The sequence below is a fragment of the Lysobacter brunescens genome (assembly GCF_042677005.1).
GTDB classification, from domain to species: domain Bacteria; phylum Pseudomonadota; class Gammaproteobacteria; order Xanthomonadales; family Xanthomonadaceae; genus Lysobacter_I; species Lysobacter_I brunescens.
On sequence record NZ_JBHTIF010000001.1, the window covers coordinates 258,462 to 274,860 of the forward strand.

A 16,399-nucleotide genomic window follows, 5' to 3' on the forward strand; every position below is an offset into this window, starting at 1 on the left:
CATGACGCTCTCGTTCCGCTTCCCGACGCCCGGCTTTCCGACCGATCTCGCCACGGGCGATGCCCGCATCGATGCCCACCTCGTCGCCCTGGATGCCGCATTGGTCGGGGCCGCTGCGGTGCGTCGGCAGACGGTGATGGAGGCGCGCGATTTCCTGCTGGAAGCCCGCGACCATGCCCGTGATGCCGGTCGCGACGAGGCGACCGCCGTGGACGAAGCCATCGCAGGACTGGGGCCGATCGAGGCGATCGCCCGCGAACAGCGCGCCGGCCGGCTGGCGATCTTCCACCGCATGATGCTGGGCATGGGGCTGGGCTACGCCACGCTGATGCTGCTGCTCTCGCTGCTGCGCACCGGGCTGGCTGCGGCGGAGTGGTTGCCGCTCGCGGGCGCATTCGCGGCGCATGCGGGGTTTTTCGGCGTCCCGATGGGCTATCTGGTGGCCTATGTCTTCAAGCGCGCAGAACCGTCGGCGAAGGATGTCCCCAGGCCCGGCAGCTTCCTGGTGCATTTCGCGCCCACCAGCATCACGCTGTCGTGGGGGCTGGCGGTGCTATTCGGATTGAGTGCCGCCTTGCTGGTCGCCGGGCTGGCCGGCGTCGGCCTGTTCGCGACGTGGGCGCCGGCGGCGACGATCGGACTGCTGCTGCTCAACCTCCGCCTGATCGTCGGCGCGCTGCGCGCCGCACGCTTCCGCGCCCGGGTCGATGCCGAAGCCCTGCAGATCGACGGCCTGTTCGGACAGGCACGCATCCCGCGTGCAGCCATCACCGGCACGGCCCGTGCCTCGATCCCGATGCAGTTGCTGATCCCGGCGATGGGGCTGTCGCACTGGATCGAATGGCAGGACACCGGCGGCCGCGCGCGGCGCACGTATGTGTCGATCGCCCAGGACATGGTGCACGGCGACCGCCTGATCGCGTGGCTCGAATCCGCCGCGCACGCCAACACGACACGCCCGGGTACGGCCAGCCAGCGCGCGTGAACCCGCCCCGTGCGGATGCGGCCCTGCACCGGGCGGCGTCCGCGCGCGGAATCGGGCGGTGAATTGGGCGATAATCCGGCGATGACCTCGCCCTCCTCTTCCGCACCGATGCCGGCCGACGACAGCTTCGTCATCGCCGGCAAGACCTACCACTCGCGCCTGCTCACCGGCACCGGCAAGTTCCGGGACCTCGACGAGACCCGCCGCGCCACCGAGGCCGCCGGCGCCGAGATCGTCACCGTCGCCATCCGCCGCACGAACATCGGCCAGAACCCGGGCGAGCCGAACCTGCTCGACGTGCTGCCGCCGGACCGCTACACCATCCTGCCGAACACCGCCGGCTGCTACACCGCCGAGGACGCCGTGCGCACCTGCCGGCTCGCCCGCGAACTGCTCGACGGCCACAACCTGACCAAGCTCGAAGTGCTGGGCGACCAGCGCACGCTGTTCCCGGACGTGGTGCAGACGCTGAAGGCTGCCGAGCAGCTGGTCGCCGACGGCTTCGACGTGATGGTCTACACCAGCGACGACCCGATCCTGGCCAAGCGACTGGAGGAGATCGGCTGCTGCGCGGTGATGCCGCTGGCCGCGCCGATCGGCTCGGGACTGGGCATCCAGAACCGCTACAACCTGATGGAAATCATCGAGAACGCGAAGGTGCCGATCCTGGTCGACGCCGGCGTCGGCACCGCGTCAGATGCGGCCATCGCGATGGAGCTGGGCTGCGACGGCGTGCTGATGAACACCGCGATTGCCGGCGCGAAGGACCCGGTGCGCATGGCCCTGGCGATGAAGCTCGCGATCGAGGCCGGCCGCCACGCCTTCCTCGCCGGTCGCATCCCGCGCAAGCGCTTCGCCTCGGCCTCGTCGCCGGTGGATGGGTTGATCGGATGAATGACAGCATGCGAGCCGAATACCGACGCGAGGACCTTGGCAAGAGCGTGCGCGGCAAGTATCTGCCTCGCTACAAGAAGGGGTCGAATCTCGTGCTGCTCGATGACCGCGTCGCGAAGGCCTTTCCGGATGCCGATGCCGTGAACGAGGCCCTGCTCGGCCTGCTGGCGCTGGCCGAAAAGACCGCAAAGACGGCGCGGAAACCCCGCAAGAGCGGCGGCTGACCACGATGTCGAACGATCACGCCCACGACCAGCCGTTCACCGTCGAACCCGGCCAGCGCAAGATCCGCAGTTTCGTGCTGCGCCAGGGGCGCTTTAGCCCCGCGCAGCAGCGGGCGTTCGACGAACTGTGGCCGCGCTTCGGCCTGGACTACGCCGGCACGGTGCGCGACTACGATGCGGCCTTCGGTCGCGCCGCGCCGCTGGTGTTCGAGATCGGCTTCGGCAACGGCGAGGCGCTGCGCTTCGCCGCGAAGCAGGATCCGACGCGCAACTACGTCGGTCTGGAAGTGCATGCGCCGGGCGTCGGCCGCCTGCTGAACGCCTTGCGCGACGACGGCAGCGACCACGTCCGCGTCTATCGCCACGATGCCGTCGAAGTGCTTGAGCGCGAAGTCGCCGACGGCAGGCTCGACGAGATCCGCATCTATTTCCCCGACCCGTGGCACAAGAAGCGCCACAACAAGCGCCGCCTCGTACAGCCCGAGTTCGCCGCGCTGCTGGCGCGCAAGCTGCGCGTCGGCGGCCGCCTGCACCTGGCAACCGACTGGGAAGCCTACGCGGAGCACATGTGGGACGTACTCGACGCGACGCCCGGCCTGCGCAACGTCGCCGGCCCGCGCGGCGCGGTGCCGCGACCCGAGTGGCGGCCGCAGACGCATTTCGAGACCCGCGGCCAGAAGCTCGGCCATGGCGTGTGGGACCTGCTGTACGTGAAGACCGACGACACGGAGGCCGCGGGGTGATCGCGACCGCCGCCAGGCAGACGGCAGCGAACCGCGTGTCCGCACGGCCACGCCTCGCGCCCCTGCCGCGCCCGCACTGCGACCCGCCCCACCGATGAGCGCCAGGAGCCGACCTTGAATCCTCCCGCGACAGGCAGACGCAGGGCGCTGGACATCGCACTGGGTGCATTCGTCTTCGCGGCCGTGGGCCCGGTCATCGGCGCGGCGGTCACGCTGACGACGCTCGTGGCCACCCAGGGCGGCATGGACAAGCCGCCCCTCGAGATCGCCGGCGGGCTGGTCGTGCTGTTCTTCATCTCGCTGCTGTTCGCCTACCCGCTGGGCCTGATTCCGGCCGCGCTGACCGGCGCCTGCGCCGGCTGGCTGCGACACCGCCTGCGCAGCCCCGCCGCGTGGCTGGGCATCGGCGGACTGGGCGCCGTCCTGTCGGTCGCCTGGATGGCGCTGGTGCGCAACGCCGAGCAATTCGACAGCGAGGTCTGGGCCCATGCCCTGGCCGGATTCGTCGCCGGCGCGGCCTGCGCCTGGCTGCTGGGCCGCTTGCGCCGACGCCCGTCGGCCGACGAAACGACCGCCACGCCATCGCCGACCGGAACCTGATCGCCGCACATGGAGAACCAGCTCACCCTCACCAGCGACATGCAGCTCGTCCTCGGGCTGACGGTGCTGACGATGGTGCTGTTCCTGTTCGAGCGCCTGCGCGCCGACGTGGTCGCGCTGGTGGTCCTGGTGCTGCTGGGCCTGACCGGGCTGGTGGCGCCGGAAGACCTGTTCAACGGCTTCTCGGGCAACGCGGTCATCAGCGTGATCGCGACCATGATCCTCGGCGCCGGCCTGGACCGCACCGGCGCGCTGAACCGTCTCGCGGTGTGGCTGCTGCGCCGCGCCGATGGCGTCGAGAAGCGGCTGATCCTCTACACCTCGGCGATCTCCGGCCTGAACTCGGCGGTGATGCAGAACCCGTCGGTGATGGCGCTGTACCTGCCGGTGGCCTCGCGCCTGTCATCGCGCACCGGCATGCCGCTGTCGCGGCTGCTGCTGCCGATCGCAGTCGCGATCGTGATGGGCGGCGGCCTGACCATGGTCGGCAACTCGCCGCTGATCCTGCTCAACGACCTGCTGGTCTCGGCCAACGCCAACCTGCCCTCGGGCCTGACCACGCTCAAGCCGCTGCCGATGTTCGCGCCGCTGCCGATCGGCCTCGCGCTGCTGCTCGCGGGACTGGCGTACTTCCATTTCTACGGTGGCCAGCGCCTGCACGAGAACGATGCCGACACCGTCGTCACCCCGGCGCGCACGCAGAGCTATTTCGCCAGCGCCTACGGCATCGAAGGCGACGTGTACGAGCTGACGGTCACCGCCGACAGCCCGCTGGTGGGCATGTCGATGCGCGAGGCCGAGGCGCTGCACGACGCGCCGCTGACCCTGGCGCTGAAGACCGGCAACGAATCGCGCCTGACCCCGCCGGGCGACGCGCGCATCTGGGTGGGCAGCGTGCTCGGCGTCATGGGCCCGCGCCAGGAGATCGCCGACTTCGCGCAGAACCGCTTCCTGCGCATGAGCGCGCGGCTGCGCGAGTTCGCCGACCTGTTCAACCCGGCGCGCGCGGGCATTTCCGAGGCGGTGATCCCGCCGACCTCGACCTGGATCGGCAAGACCGCGACGCAACTGAAACTGCGCAAGCAGTACAACCTGCGCCTGCTCGCGATCAACCGCGACAAGCAGGTGCTGCGCGAGGAAGTCCGCGAAGTGCCGCTGCGTGCCGGCGACCTGCTGGTGCTGCACAGCATCTGGACCGACCTCGCGCAGGCGTCCGGCAACCGCGATTTCGTGCCGGTGACCGATTTCCCGAAGGCCGAACAGCGCCCGCACAAGTTCAAGATCGCGATGACCATCTTCGCGATCACCATGCTGATCGCGCTGTCCTCGCGCATCCCGGCCTCGGTGGCGCTGATGACCGGCGTCGCCGGCATGCTGATCACCGGCGTGCTGAAGATGGACGAGGCCTATGCCGCCATCAACTGGAAGACCGTGTTCCTGATGGCCTGCCTCATCCCGCTGGGCTGGGCGATGGATTCCAGCGGTGCCGCCGCCTGGGTGGCCGCGCACACCCTCGACCGCCTGCCCGAAGGCACGCCGACCTGGCTGCTGGAGATCGCGGTCGGCCTGCTCACCACGGCCTTCTCGCTGGTGATCAGCCATGTCGGCGCGACGATCGTGATGGTGCCGATCGCGATCAACCTGGCCTTGGCTGCCGGCAGCGACCCGACCGCGTTCGCGCTGATCGTCGCGCTGTCGGCCTCGAACAACTTCATGACCGCCTCCAACCCGGTGATGTCGATGATCACCGGTCCCGCCGGCTACAGCGCGAAGGAACTGTGGAAGGTCGGGGGCCCGCTGAGCCTGATCTACACCGGCATCGTCGTGCTGGTGGCCAACCTGCTGTTCTGAGCGCCGGCCGCCGGCTGGCCGCTCGCGGCCACGGCTCGCGTTCGCTTCACCACGGTACGGCCAGACCCTCTGCCCGCCGTTCATCCCCCGACTGCATGCGAATGGACCTCGAATGCCCGATGCGTTCGACCGCCACCGCCGGCAGGGAACCCCGCCCCACCCGCACGGAAACGCCATGAACACGCCATCCCACGCCCCCGCGACCGCCGCCGAGATCGGCCGCCGCGTCCTCCAGCTGATCGACAGCATCCACGGCCCCGAGCAGGTCGACGCCGCACATATCGAGCGAGTCACCGGCATGAAGGTCGAATTCAACGACGCCAACCCGCAGCAGTACGGCTTCGGCGGACAGCTGTCGCAGGACTGGGCCTACAACCTGGTCTCGCTGACCGAGCTGGACGGCAGCCGGCCGCATCGCCTGGTGTTTTCGCTCGACGACCTCAGCGCGGGCGCGAACGCCGACATGGCGCCGATCGCGCCGCTGGGCCTCGCGGACTGCGAACAGGCGCTGGCGTCCGCCGGCTACACCGGCGCCCCCAACCGCGGCCGCTACGGCCAGGTGGAATTCTGGGAGTACCAGCGCGGCGACGTGTCGCTGCAGGTGCACGTGCGCGGCGAGAGCGACGCGAAAGCGGAGCACGCCTGCGTGTCCATGATCGTCATCAACGCCTGAGGTGCCGACCATGTCCGTCGCTCCCGAACACATGCAGAAAAAGACGCCGGCCGAGCAGCTCGAAGCGCTGGTCGACACCTTCCAGAAAGCCAACAAGACCAGCACCGATGATCCCGGCAAGGTCCTGCGCGAGCTGATCGCCTCCTCGCCGGTCCTCAAGCAGCAGCTCGAGGACGCGGTCTCCAAGGGTGAGCTGACCGAATTCAAGGGCCTGCCTCCGGGCACGAATGCCGGTGGCCAGTACTCCGGCACGACCATGGAGATCCCGGTCTCCAAGTTGAACAAGGCCGCTACCGACAAGGCCGCCGCGAACGAAGTGGTGTTCGTGCTCGGCCACGAGACGCGGCACGGCCTGAACAATCCGGCGGAGAAGGTCGCGCTCGCCACGTTCACGAAGTCGCTCGACGACGTCGCCAAGGTCAAGGGCGGCAAGCACGACCACACCGCAGCGGTCGAAGGCTACATCCAGCATTACCGCGAGAACGAAGCGCAGGCGCATCTCAGCGGCTGGAACGCGCTGTCGTCCAAGCTCGCCAAGGACAAGGGTTCGGCACCGACGCTGCAGGAGATGTACGACGCCAATCCCGGTCGCATGCAGGACTTCATAGATCGCACCGGCACTGCGCCGAAATTCACCTACGCGATGAAAGCCGGACTCACGGTCGACAAGGACATGCAGCTCCCGCTGGACGCGGCCAACGTGAAGGCGATGGGCGGCTACTACTTCGACAAGCCGCTGAGCAAGGGCTCGCTGGGCACCAACGGCAACCAGAACTACCCGAACTACTACGGCGACGGCGCGCTGGCCAATGTGAAGGCCTACGAGGACCACTACACCGCGCAGCACAAGAAGGCCGACAAGGCCTACACCGGCGCCGAGGTGCAGGTGGACCTGGGCAAGCTCGGCCTGAGCAAGTCGGTCCTCACCAGCACCCTGACCTACACCGACATCACCGCACCGAAGAAGCCCATCGAACAGGGCGTCGGCGGCGCGGAACCCGCGCTCTACACCCAGGCCGCCACCGCCCTGCAGAAGCTCGATGGCGCGCCGCAGGGCACCGAACTGCGCAACGTCGCCGCCGCGATGGCGCTGCAGGCGCAGAAGGACGGCATCACCGAGATCAGCGGCGTGGTGCGCGGCAGCAACGGCAACCTGATCGCCTACCAGGGCGATCCGGCACAGGATCACGCCAGGCGCTCGACGGTCGACCAGGCGCAGGCCAAGGATGCCCCCGCCGACAAGTCGCTGAGCGACCTTGGCCAGCTCCAGCAAGGCGCGGCACCCCGCCAGGAACAGCCGCAGCAGCAGCGCGCGGTCGGCATGTAAGCCCTTGCGTCATCCGCACCAAAGCAAACGCCCCGCAGCGATGCGGGGCGTTTGCTTTCTTCGGAAGCCGGACGTTTACAAGCCCTGCGCCGCCTGCTCCACCGCGCGGAACAGCGCGCGCCCCTTGTTCATCGTCTCTTCCCATTCCTTCTGCGGATCGGAGTCGTAGACGATGCCGGCACCGGCCTGCACGTGCAGCTTGCCGTCCTGGATGACCGCAGTGCGGATCGCGATGGCGGTGTCGGCGTCGCCGTGCCAGCTGATGTAGCCGATGCTGCCGGCGTAGACATTGCGCTTGATCGGTTCCAGCTCGCGGATCACTTCCAGCGCGCGAATCTTCGGCGCACCGCTGACCGTGCCGGCCGGGAAGGTCGCGCGCAGCACGTCGGCATAGCTCAGGCCATCCTTCAGCTTGCCCGTCACTTCGCTGACGATGTGCATGACGTGGCTGTAGCGTTCGATCACGAAGCGGTCGCCCACTTCGACGGTGCCCGGTTCGCTGACGCGGCCCACGTCGTTGCGACCGAGGTCGATCAGCATCACGTGCTCGGCGCGTTCCTTCGGATCGGCCAGCAGTTCGGCTTCCAGCGCGACATCCTCCTCGTGCGTCTTCCCGCGCGGGCGCGTGCCGGCGATCGGACGCACGGTGACGCTGCCCTCTTCGAGACGGACCAGGATCTCCGGCGACGAACCGACCACCTGCGTGCCGCCGACATCGAGGAAATACATGTACGGCGACGGATTGAGCGCACGCAGCGCGCGGTACACATCGACCGGACGCGCATTGAACGGCACGGTGAGGCGCTGGCTCAGCACGACCTGGAAGATGTCGCCGGAGCGGATGTATTCCTTCGACTTCTCCACCGCCGCGATGAAGCCCTGGCGGGTGAAGCCGGAAACGAAATCGCCTTCGTTCAAGCGCATGCTGTGGCGCGGCTCCGGATAGCCCGGGCCGCCCTGGCGCAGGCGATGGGTGAGTTCGTCGAGACGGCGGTTCGCGCGCGCCCAGGCCTGCGGTTCGCGCGGGTCGGCGTGCACGATCAGGTACAGGCGACCCTTGAGGTTGTCGAACACCGCCACGTCGCGGCTGTCCATCAGCAGGATGTCCGGCGTGCCCAGTTCGTCGGGCTTGCCGCCGCCGCGCAGGCGCGGTTCGATGTATTCGATGCACTCGAAACCGAACCAGCCGACCAGGCCGCCGGTGAACCCCGGCAGGCCCGGCAGGCGCGGGATCTTCTGCGCGCTGCGCAGGCGTTCGACTTCTTCCAGCGGGTCGTCGACCACGCGGCTGTCGACCAGTTCGCCCAGTTCGCTGACGAACAGCGTGTGCCCGGCGAAGGCGTACACCCGGTGCGCGGGCAGGCCGATGATCGAGTAGCGACCGAAGCGTTCGCCGCCCTCGACCGATTCGAAGAGATAGGTGTTGTGGCCGTCGGCGAGCTTGAGATAGACCGACAGCGGCGTATCGAGGTCGGACAGCACCTCGCGCACGACGGGGATGAGGGTATGGCCGTCGGCGGCATGCTGCTGGAATTGTTCGAACGAAATCACGCGGAAGTCCTTGGGAACGATCGGGGCGGAAAGCGGAGACGATGGATCAGGCGGGGCGCCGCCATCGCCGGTTCGCGTTCCAGTGGGCCTTCGTGGCCGCCAGGCAGGGGGAGGGGGTGTCGTTCATGGCCGCCCATGCTAGCGGCTCGCGCCGCGCATCGCACCCGTGCGCCGCCGTGGTCATCAGGCTGTCACGGTTCGCCCGGATCATGGGAGTCCATCGCAGGGACGACTGACGGAAGCGGGATTGCTTCCAACCTCACCGGGGCGGCGCCGAAAGGCGTCGCCCTTTCTCTTGCCGGCGCGCAGGCACCGGTTCGGTGGATATGACCGATCGTCATGATGTCGACATGCCCATTCGTGTGGGAGCGACGCAAGTCGCGACGCGCGGCCATGCAGGCGCCCCGGCACGATGCCCCCTTTGCAAAAGGGGCCGACACGCAGCGCGTGGCGGGGGGATTTGTCGAACGCAAGAATCACAGCGAATGCGTGGTCGACAGCAATCGGCCCGCAAATCCCCCGCGGACGCTGCGCGACCGCCGCCCCCTTTGCAAAGGGGGCTGAGCACCAGCACAACTTCAATTACCGCATCACGCTCCTGAAAGCAGCGGACACCCCGCCGGCAAATGCATGCGCAGCCGTTCCGGCTCGCACACGATCCCGAACCGCGTCGCTTCCAACGGTTCGCCGTCGAGATTCAGCACCAGCGGCTGTTCCGCCACGATCCGCAAACGCGTCAGCCGCGCGCGCACCGAGGTCTGGTCGAGCGCGGCTTCCCGGCCCTCGGCGATCAGCGTGCCCAGCGTGGCCGCGACTTCGCCCTCCAGCGGCGGCACGAGGGTCAGGTCGAGCAGACCGTCGTCGATGCGGGCGTCGGGACACAGCGGCTGTCCGCCGCCGGCCTGCCGGCCGTTGCCGATGCCCAGCGCGATGAAGTCGCCTTCCCAGTCGAAGGCCGCGCCGGCAAGGCCAAGCCCCTCGAAACGTGCGCGCAGCGGTTCGATCCGGCCGAGGCTGGTCAGGCCCTGCAGCACGTAGGCGAGGCCACCGAACGTCTTCTTGAGGCCTTCCCCGGTGTCGCGGGTGATCGACGTGCCGAAGCCGCCGCTGGCGAGGTTGATGCAGTGATGCGTCTCGCCATCGGCCTCGATGCGCAGCAGGTCGATCGCGACCGGCCTGCCCCGGCACAGGGCCAGGGCCGCACCGACGTCCTCGGGCACGCCGGCGGCGGCAGCGAAATCGTTGGCGGTCCCCAGCGGCACGACGGCCAGGGAAGGCAGCGCATCCGCCCCGTGCGACAGGGCCGCCAGCGCGGACGCCACTTCGCCCAGCGTGCCGTCGCCGCCGGCCGCGACCAGCGTGGTCGCACCGAGCGCGATCAGTTCGTCGACGCAGCGCGCGGCATCCCCGGCTTCCCAGGTCACGCGCACGTCCACCGCGATGCCTTCGGCGCGCAGGTCCGTGACGGCCTGGCGCAGCGCCTCGTCCGCGACGGCCTTGCCGTTGAGGACGAGGCCGAGATGCATGCTCAGCGCACCGCCGCCACGGCCGCCTTCATCGCCGAGACGATGGCCGGGTAGTCCGGCTGGCCGAAGATCGCCGAGCCGGCGACGAAGGTGTCCGCGCCAGCCTTCGCGATCTCCGCGATGTTGTCGACCTTCACGCCGCCATCGATTTCCAGGCGGATCGCCTTGCCGGTGCGCGCGGTCACCGCGTCGATGCGCTGGCGCACCACGCGCAGCTTGTCCAGCGCGGAGGGAATGAAGCCCTGCCCGCCGAAGCCGGGGTTCACCGACATCAGCAGCACCAGGTCGAGTTCTTCGAGCACGTAGTCCAGTACCTCCACCGGCGTCGCCGGATTCAGCACCAGGCCGGCCTGGCAGCCGCTGGCCTTGATCAGCTGGATCGTGCGATGCACGTGGCGGCTGGCCTCGGGATGGAAGCTGATCAGCGAAGCACCGGCCTTGGCGAAGTCCGGGACGATGCGGTCCACCGGCTCCACCATCAGATGCACGTCGATCGGCGCGGTCACGCCATGCTTGCGCAGCGCCTCGCAGACCAGCGGACCGATGGTGAGGTTGGGCACGTAATGGTTGTCCATCACGTCGAAATGCACCCAGTCCGCCCCCGCGGCGAGGACGTTGTCGACCTCCTCCCCGAGCTTGGCGAAATTGGCGGAGAGGATGGACGGGGCGATGACGGTGGGTTGCATGGAGGCGGACCGCAAGAGGACGAAAGGGGCAGGAAGACAACGCGGAGGGGCCGAAGAGCGTCGCCCCGAGGCAGTCATTATCGCCCGCCCGCCGGCCTGACGCTCTGCCCGCCCCCCCTGTAGGAGGGCCTTTAGGCCCGAGCTCTTGTTTTAACCCTGCCTCCGCCAGAGCATGAAACATGCTATTTCAAAAACAACGCAATCCATTGATTCTAAAAAAGGAAAGACTCATCACGCCCAACACTCGGGCTTGATGCTCAACACCCGCAGGCCGGCCAAGCCCACCCACGCAGAGCATCCGCGCCTCGGACCCACGCCACTCGCCCCGCAGCCACCACCGTCCGGCGACCTCAACAACCCGTCGTCCCGGCGCAGGCTGGGACCCAGCTTCAATCGGACGGGGATGAAGCATCAGGGCCGAAGATCTTAGCGATGTAGCCACGGATCGTCGCAGCCTCGGGCAGACGCAGGCGTTCGGCATCGTGCAGGGCTTGGTGCAGCAGCGTGAGGATTTCGGGGCCATCCTCAGCTTGGCCTCGCTTGAGCAGCTTGATCGCAAGATTAGTGCGATCCACCAGCAGCATGTGGACAACGCCGAGGCGTTCATACGCGGGCAGCACTTCCTCCCGATAGATCCGTATGGCTTCTTCTCGATCCCCGTATTCGTCAAGAATGTCCGCGATCTTGCCCTGCGTGATCGCACGCGAACGTACATCGCCCAAGCGCTCGAATACAGGCAGCAGTTCCTCGCGACGGATCAGCAAGGCCTCCGCGAGCTCACCGCGTGCCTGGAGGATGTCAGCGATCTGCCCCTGCGTGATGGCGCACGAACGCGTATCGCCTTGGCGCTCGAACACCGGCAGCGCTTCTTCGCGATGGATGCGCAAGGCCTCCTCCAGTTCACCGCGCGCCTGCAGGATGTCCGCAATCTTGCCCTGCGCGATCGCACGTTCACGCAACTCGCCCAAGCGTTCATACACCGGCATCACTTCTTCACGACGGATACGCAAGGCTTCCTCCAACTCCCCACGTGCCTGCAGGATGTCTGCGATCTGGCCCTGGGTTATCGCGCGCGCGCGCGCATTGCCCAGACGCTCGTACACCGGCATCTGTTCATCTCGACGGATGCGCAAGGCCTCTTCCAGTTCGCCGCGTGCCTGCAGGATGTTCGCCATTTGGCCTTGGGCGGCGGCGTACTCATAATCGTCTCCAAGCCGTTTGGCGAGATCGGCGTTGGCCCGAGCGCTGTTGATGGCCAGCTCCGGGTCACCAGATTGGTGCGCGAGCATCGAAATGGCCCAGGCCAGATCCAGGCCACGCTGAGTCTCACCCGCGTGCGGGATGGCTGCTTTGAAGCAGGCCAGCCACGCACCGTACGGGCCGTTCGCAATCGCAAATTTGACGGCGGCGACGATGCTGAGCGTCTTCTCGTCGAGGCGGGTCACCGCGAGCCAATGCAGCAGCCCTGCGGGCTCCAACTGCACCTCACGGCGCGCACTACCCATCGTTTCAGGATCATGATCGGAGACCCGCGGCGCAAACCAGTCGCCGATCCGCGCCATCACCGTCGCGGCCTCCGGCACCGGCATCCTGCGCAGGAATTCGGCGATCAGGGCATGCAGGCGCACCCGGCGTTCGCGCGACTCGGCTGCGCCTGCCCACTCCCATTCAAGGAGGCTGAGCCGGCCAGCGGCGATGACACAGGGGCCATACGCAGTTGGCGGCAACGCGGTGATGGCGGCGCCGAGCGATTCGCCCACGTCGGCGGCCGGGCCGTGGGCCAGGGCGATCAGGGCCTGCTGCCATTCGGGCTGCGCACCTGCGCCCTGGCACCAGGTTCGCCAGGACAGATCGAAAGAGCTGCGCAGGATGGCGCGGGCACGATCCACCTGCAGGCCGTGATCGCCCTGCTGCGCGGGGGCCAGGTCCAGGCCGGTGCCGCGCAGCTCGGCCAGGAATTCGTCCGGCGTCTTGCCCAGCCCCAGATGGCTGGCGGCGATATGCAGGGCCAGCGGCAGGCGGCCCAGGGTTTCGGCGAGCCGCTGCGCCTGGGCGATGGTGGGGATGCAGGCATCGTCGCCCGCAGCTGCGGCCTCGTTGCGCAGCAGGTCGATGGCGTCCTGCAGCCGCATCGGCTCCACCTCGACCCGCTTCCAGGCCAGCCCGCCAAACTTGCGCACGCGTGCGGTGACCAGCACCGGGCAGTCGGGCAGGCGATGGACCAGGGCGACGACCTGATCGGCCTGGGCTTCGCTGTCGACGTTTTCGATCAGCACCAGGCGCGGATGGCCGCCGGGCCCGTGGCGCAGGGCGGCGGGCAGGTCGCGTTTGATGTCGTCGAGGCTGCCCTGCAGGCGCAGGCGGTCGCCGAGATCGCGCAGCAGCGTATCGGCGCTACGCGCCTGCGCGGCGTCTTCACCTGCGGCCAGCACCAGACGCAGCACGCAGTCGCCGACCGGCGTGTCCAACGGCGGCGGATACGCCTTCAGCCAATGCTCGGCAATGAACTCCTCCGCTAGCCGGGTCTTGCCCACGCCGGGCATGCCGTCGATGGCACAGCAGATCAGCGTGGGCACCGCACTCGCGCCCTGCGCGGCGGGCAGCATCGCGGCGCAGAGAGCATCGAGTTCGGTGGTGCGGCCGATGAATTTGCCGGGGGTGGGGGTGTAGGGGGCAGACGTGCTGGCCATCAGGTGCAAGCGACCATCCACCATCTTCCGATAGCGCTTGTTGTCGTTGTACCAATGGCCGCCATCACCGTCCCAGGTACGCACCCAGAGCTTGACCGGCCGCAGTGGCGCCTGCGCGGGCAGTTCCACATCGAGCAGATGGATCGTGTTGGGGACATCGTTGCGCTGGTACTGACTGCCCGCGCTGGAAACGTGCAGACCGTGGTCGGGATCGGACCAGCGCGACATACGCAGATCGTGCAGATGCCCGTGCATCAGCAAGCCGAGGCCGAGCCGGCTCATCAGGGGCGGCAGGGCCTGACTTTCGCTTTCGATCAGGCAGGAAAACGGGTGATGCACCAGGCCGATGGCATGCCCTTGCAGCGGATCGCCGTTGTCATCGCTCAGAAGACAGCCGACCTGTTCGCGCGTGAGGCGGAGATTGGCGTTGTCCTGCTCGCGCTCGTCGCCAGCCCCGGATAACCATGCACTGTCGAAGCCGACGATATGCAGCGGGGCGTGATTGCCGATCTCACCCGGACGGAAGGTCACGCGATAGCCGAGACGGCCGTGCCGATGATGACGGGGATGCAGACGATCCAGTCCGAATGCCGTCAACCAGTCGTCGTAAGCGCTGCGTCGTGCGAGCACCGCGTCGCGCCAACGGTCGTCGCAACCGCGTGGCGCCCGCCCTCCTGCGATCCATGGATCGAAATCCTCGGGGCGGACATCGTTCGCATCGCGCAGTTGGCGCCACGCATCCGCTTCAGCATTGCGGTCGATGTCGTGATTGCCCGGCACGCAGAAGAAGCGCGACTTGTCGAGGCCGAGACGTTGAAGGATGTGCTCGATGGCCTGCCCGGCTTCGAGGTATTGCCCCGACTGGCCAGAAAAGGCGAGATCGCCGGTGAAGCAGACCAGGTCGACCGGGCCATCCCGGGCGATGTCGTCGAGATTCTCGCGCCAGGCATCGCCGAGCACATCACGCATGCGCCAGCGACTGGCGCCCCGCTCCTGCCCCATGTGCAGGTCTGACACGTGCAAGATCCGCAATGCTCGCTTCACCAAGCCACACCTCCCCTGTGTCGGCTCAGTATGCCGAAGCCGGGGGCGGTCGAAAACGGACGCGAGGAGGCCCTGCGCACTCCGTCTCCATGCAGCGGACGACGCGCATCGGAGACGGCAACGCGGCGCGGGGAATATGGGCTGCGGACGCGGTGCAGCGGAGCTTCGCTCCGCTCTACAAGGGCGGGATGCGGCTCAACCCCGCTTGCGCAGCGTCTTGATCCGGTCGTAGGCGGCGTTGATCTCGCTGGCCTTGTCTTCGGCCTGGCGGCGGAGTTCCTCGGCGACGCCGGAGAGTTTGTCGGGGTGGTACTGGCTGATCAGGCGGCGGTAGGCCTGGTCGACCTCGGCGTCGGTGGCGTCCTCGGCGAGGCCGAGCACCCGGTAGGGGGTTTCGCGCTTGCTGCGGAACCAGTCGGCGTCGAAGGCGTGGCCGAGCAGCAGGCCGAGCACGGCGCCGGCGGGATGCCGGGTGAGCAGCCAACCCGCGATGAAACCGAAGACTTTTCCGTACCAGCGCTTGTTCATGGCGGGAGTGTAGCGCGGGGCCGGATGCCCGGTCGGCTCAGTCCAGGAACATCCGGCAGGTCACGCCCATGCAGGCGCCCGTGGACATGTCCAGGATCACCGAATGGCCGGGACTGCCGCGCGGATGGGGCACGTGGGTGTCGAGCAGGAAGATCACCGCATGCGCGCCGTTGAGGCCGTCGGGGATCGTGAAGTCCTTCTGGATCACGTACGACGACATGAACCCGGTGCGCTCCCGGAAGCTTGCTGGCAGGCCACGACCGTTGACCTCGGACCAGCGCATGGCCCAGCGCGAGATGTCGCTGCCGGAGGCGGGACGCAGTTGGCCGACGCGGAGGGCTTCGACCAGCGCGGCCTCGCCGGTCAGGGCCGGTGCCGGCTGGGGCGCCGGGGACACGGCCTGCGCAGGTGGCGGCTCGCTCGGCATCAGGACCAGCATCTGCTCGACCCGCACCGGCGCCTCGGCCACCGCCGCCGGTGGCGCGGTGGCGGGCGCAGGCGGCGCGGCGATGGCCGGGGAAGCCGGCGTGCCCGGCAACGCGGCGGTTTGCGCGTTCGGCTGCGGAGCAGGCAATGGCGCCTGCGCCGGTGTCCACAGGTCGCGCATCGGGCCGAACCACGCGAGGATCACCACGGCGATCAGCGCCAATGCCAGCCAGACCAGCGCCACAGGCAGGGCCCGGTCGTCCGACCTCGCCACGGCGGACTGCGACGACACCGCCGATGCAGCCCGCTTGCGCATGGCGCGGATCCGGGCATAGGCGGTGTCGATCTGGACGGCCTTGCGCTGGGCCCGCCGCCGGATCGACCCGGCGAGGCCGGCGAGCCGTTCGGGCTGGTACTGGGCCATCAGGCGAACGTAGGCCTGCTCGATCTCGATGTCCTCGGCCGCCTCGGACAGGCCGAGCGTGCGGTAGGCAAGGTCGTCGCGCCGTGCGAAGCGCACCCAGTCGCCGAGGAAGCCGATGAAATGTCCATATCCACGTGTCATGGGCGGCAGTTTACCGCTCCGGACAACACAGGCCCCTTCATCGGCGCACCGGGGGGCTTACACTAGGCGGCCCGAACGCTTCCCCC

At 68.3% G+C, this 16,399-nt stretch carries 14 protein-coding genes; 8 read left to right on the top strand and 6 right to left on the bottom strand.

The window, feature by feature from the left end:
* Nucleotide 1: 1 nt before the first annotated feature.
* From ACFQ0E_RS01150 to ACFQ0E_RS01185, 8 genes are all read left to right on the top strand, one after another.
* Nucleotides 2-985 carry a hypothetical protein gene (locus tag ACFQ0E_RS01150; RefSeq protein ID WP_386821869.1) on the top strand — a complete coding sequence of 328 codons (984 nt, stop codon included), beginning with the start codon at nucleotides 2-4 and terminating at the stop codon, nucleotides 983-985.
* An 81-nt stretch (nucleotides 986-1,066) separates the two neighbouring features.
* A complete protein-coding gene (locus ACFQ0E_RS01155; RefSeq protein WP_386821870.1) occupies nucleotides 1,067-1,879 on the top strand; it encodes a thiazole synthase in 813 nt (270 codons plus the stop codon).
* Nucleotides 1,880-1,887: 8 nt separating this feature from the next.
* On the top strand, nucleotides 1,888-2,103 hold the full coding sequence (locus tag ACFQ0E_RS01160) for a hypothetical protein (protein WP_386821871.1): 216 nt from the start codon (nucleotides 1,888-1,890) through the stop codon (nucleotides 2,101-2,103).
* 5 nt (nucleotides 2,104-2,108) lie between these two features.
* Nucleotides 2,109-2,846 carry a tRNA (guanosine(46)-N7)-methyltransferase TrmB gene (gene trmB / locus ACFQ0E_RS01165; RefSeq protein ID WP_386821872.1) on the top strand — a complete coding sequence of 246 codons (738 nt, stop codon included), beginning with the start codon at nucleotides 2,109-2,111 and terminating at the stop codon, nucleotides 2,844-2,846.
* 114 nt (nucleotides 2,847-2,960) lie between these two features.
* The gene (locus tag ACFQ0E_RS01170; RefSeq protein ID WP_386821873.1) at nucleotides 2,961-3,446 is read left to right on the top strand and encodes a DUF5413 family protein; all 486 of its coding nucleotides are present in this window, start codon (nucleotides 2,961-2,963) and stop codon (nucleotides 3,444-3,446) included.
* 9 nt (nucleotides 3,447-3,455) lie between these two features.
* Complete coding sequence (locus ACFQ0E_RS01175; protein WP_137850280.1) at nucleotides 3,456-5,297, top strand: SLC13 family permease; 1,842 nt, start codon at nucleotides 3,456-3,458, stop codon at nucleotides 5,295-5,297.
* A 175-nt stretch (nucleotides 5,298-5,472) separates the two neighbouring features.
* Nucleotides 5,473-5,970, top strand: coding sequence for a hypothetical protein (locus ACFQ0E_RS01180; protein WP_386821874.1), 498 nt, complete (start codon nucleotides 5,473-5,475; stop codon nucleotides 5,968-5,970).
* A 10-nt stretch (nucleotides 5,971-5,980) separates the two neighbouring features.
* On the top strand, nucleotides 5,981-7,297 hold the full coding sequence (locus ACFQ0E_RS01185) for an XVIPCD domain-containing protein (protein WP_386821875.1): 1,317 nt from the start codon (nucleotides 5,981-5,983) through the stop codon (nucleotides 7,295-7,297).
* Between the two features lie 75 nt (nucleotides 7,298-7,372).
* Here ACFQ0E_RS01185 and trpE read toward each other — a convergent pair whose 3' ends face one another.
* The 6 genes from trpE to ACFQ0E_RS01215 form a co-directional block, all read right to left on the bottom strand.
* Nucleotides 7,373-8,848 (bottom strand): anthranilate synthase component I, encoded by a 1,476-nt coding sequence (gene trpE, locus ACFQ0E_RS01190; protein WP_386821876.1) that lies wholly within the window; start codon nucleotides 8,846-8,848, stop codon nucleotides 7,373-7,375.
* A 590-nt stretch (nucleotides 8,849-9,438) separates the two neighbouring features.
* Nucleotides 9,439-10,374, bottom strand: a complete 936-nt coding sequence (gene yegS, locus ACFQ0E_RS01195; RefSeq protein ID WP_386821877.1) for a lipid kinase YegS — start codon at nucleotides 10,372-10,374, stop codon at nucleotides 9,439-9,441.
* A gap of 2 nt (nucleotides 10,375-10,376) precedes the next feature.
* Nucleotides 10,377-11,060 carry a ribulose-phosphate 3-epimerase gene (gene rpe / locus ACFQ0E_RS01200; RefSeq protein ID WP_386821878.1) on the bottom strand — a complete coding sequence of 228 codons (684 nt, stop codon included), beginning with the start codon at nucleotides 11,058-11,060 and terminating at the stop codon, nucleotides 10,377-10,379.
* Nucleotides 11,061-11,449: 389 nt separating this feature from the next.
* Nucleotides 11,450-14,794, bottom strand: a complete 3,345-nt coding sequence (locus ACFQ0E_RS01205; RefSeq protein ID WP_386821879.1) for a metallophosphoesterase — start codon at nucleotides 14,792-14,794, stop codon at nucleotides 11,450-11,452.
* A 195-nt stretch (nucleotides 14,795-14,989) separates the two neighbouring features.
* Complete coding sequence (locus ACFQ0E_RS01210; protein ID WP_386821880.1) at nucleotides 14,990-15,322, bottom strand: J domain-containing protein; 333 nt, start codon at nucleotides 15,320-15,322, stop codon at nucleotides 14,990-14,992.
* A 37-nt stretch (nucleotides 15,323-15,359) separates the two neighbouring features.
* Entirely contained in the window at nucleotides 15,360-16,313 is a 954-nt protein-coding gene (locus ACFQ0E_RS01215) for a J domain-containing protein (protein ID WP_386821881.1), read from the bottom strand.
* Between the last annotated feature and the right edge of the window lie 86 nt (nucleotides 16,314-16,399).